This is a genomic window from Dolichospermum sp. LEGE 00246 (assembly GCF_015207865.1).
Lineage (GTDB): Bacteria > Cyanobacteriota > Cyanobacteriia > Cyanobacteriales > Nostocaceae > Dolichospermum > Dolichospermum heterosporum.
The window spans coordinates 1-2,181 of record NZ_JADEWA010000642.1 but is presented as its reverse complement, the minus strand read 5'-3'; the positions used below and the strand labels follow the sequence as shown (position 1 = coordinate 2,181).

At 33.2% G+C, this 2,181-nt stretch carries 2 protein-coding genes; both read right to left on the bottom strand.

Annotated elements, in window-relative coordinates:
- Positions 1-105: 105 nt before the first annotated feature.
- Entirely contained in the window at positions 106-1,467 is a 1,362-nt protein-coding gene (locus IQ228_RS25015) for a glycosyl hydrolase family 28-related protein (protein ID WP_027403387.1), read from the bottom strand.
- A 163-nt stretch (positions 1,468-1,630) separates the two neighbouring features.
- A partial coding sequence (locus IQ228_RS25010) for an O-antigen ligase (RefSeq protein ID WP_228044072.1) occupies positions 1,631-2,181 on the bottom strand: 551 nt, incomplete at its 5' end.

Below are 2,181 nucleotides of genomic sequence, written 5' to 3'. Positions count from 1 at the left end.
CCCCCAACCCCCTCCCCGCAAGGGATGAAGGGGGCTAAGATGTACCTTATATGATTGGAAATCGCTGTATGTAAATTTTCGCCGATCTAATCTGTTGAAAATTAGCTATTCCCTAAGAATAGGAACTAAAAAATCTTTGGAAATATTGCCCCCACGGACAATTAAACGATTGTTGTTTACTTCTTGATCTTCGCGGAGATATATTGCATAAACTTGATCAGTTTTCTGAATATTTTTATCTATGTTGAAGTCACAATTATCAAATACCAGTCGCTGGTTAGTTTGATTAGAAAAGCTAGGGTGTTGCCACCAAATATCAGCACCAGCAAAAAAATCGTATTGTTCGCCTGTTAATTTTCTCGTGATAGTGAATTGACAATTTTTAAATGTAACATTATGAGGAAATAAAATCTTGTTCATGTAAGTATCCGCTGCACCAATTTTAAATTGAGAATTCGTAAATTTCATTGTTGAATTCAAGCTAAAAATATAAAAAGGTGCATTGCCAGAAATGATATTATTCCCAATTACTGTAGAACCTTCATCAACAGCAATATCAAAATCCCCATCAATTAGGTTTAGGTTTTCAAGTTTAACATCTACCTTTAATGTTTCTCCATAACCTCGTCCATCAACTTCAATATCAATTCCGGTCGGATCAATTTTGCCTTGTGTAGTCAGATTATAAACTTCAGCCGAAGAATTTCCACCAGTTAAGACAAACCCACCTCGAAATACATCAATAGCTTGACAATTATTGATTTTAACATCAACATTTGTATATACAGAGATTCCATCAGCAACCCCATTTTTAAAATTGCAATCTTCAATAAATACTTGCAATTTACCAGGAAGTTCAGGGTCAGCAGTCAAGAATATCAGATGCGCTTGTTCTAATTCATATTTTTTGTAATGACCTTGATTTTGGCTATTACCATCAAAGGTAAACCCTTGAATAATTAAAGGTTGAGAATTCTTCTGACTACTATAATTAGTAGTGAAAGTTCGAGTCCACTTTCCTTGTTTATCTGGTCGTTTAATAGTTGCTCCATATCCTTGATAAGTAATGTTATCTTTGAGAATTACAGACGTTACTATATAAACGCCTTCAGGGAATAATATTACTCCTCCTCCTTGCTGATACACTGTATCTATTGCTGTTTGAATTGCCTTAGTATCGTCATTAACACCATTACCTTTAGCACCAAATCTTTTAACAGATACAATGTTTTTTATGTCATTATCTAATATTTGCATGGTATGTAATTTATTGCCGGACACATTGGCATTAGATGTATTTTTAGAGGTTATAGATTGACTCTTTAGGAAATAAACTTGAGGTTTCGATATGGTAACTGATTGGCTAAAGTGGAGAGATTGTATAATCAGTAAGCTTAATAAACTCCAAAATAACCAAAAACGAAATTTGCGGAAAAACATCTTAGCTAATTTTTGATAAATCAACATATATCACCTAACAATGGGAACTTATTTTTATAGGAGGGGAAAAAAGCTTGACAACAGCTATCAACCGTAAAACCTTTTATATAAAAGGTTTTGTGATTAAAATTTGTATCTCATTTACTTACAATATGTTGTATGTCTCTGATTACTATTGAAATCAGTTGTATCACACATTTATTATTTTCCTCTGATTTTTATAAATTTGAGATTTAGTTTTGGAAGTCTGGTTAGTTAAAGAGTTTATAGATAGTAAATAAAACCAAAAAATTGGCTGTCGTAATACATAGTGAAAGCAACTAAATATCGTTAAGCATATAACGGCTGCGAACATGATGAATGATTGCTTTTTCCATGCTTGCCAACCTATCCATCCTAGTAATGAAATATAGGCTATTATTCCCACAATTCCAGAACTACTACCCCAATCTATAAACGTATTGTGTGCTTCCTCATCTAAAAAAGGTCTAGTCTCACCTGAATGAGCGCCAGGACCAAGACCAAATAAAGGGGAAGAAGAGATTGCAGTGATGCCATTTTTCCATAATGTCACTCTGACACTTCCTTGATTACCCTGATCATATACATTGGCAGTATTACTATATAGTTGTTGATAGCTAAATTCCGCCAATATTAATATAATAATAGCTGTTGATATACCCATAATAGCTCGAATAAGTCCTTGCATTTCTAATTTAATATTTTTTTTAAGCACAAGAT

What these genes read in the sequence shown, in the direction of transcription:
- IQ228_RS25015 (WP_027403387.1), bottom strand. Translation starts at nt 1,467, where the DNA reads ATGTTGATTTATCAAAAATTAGCTAAGATGTTTTTCCGCAAATTTCGT.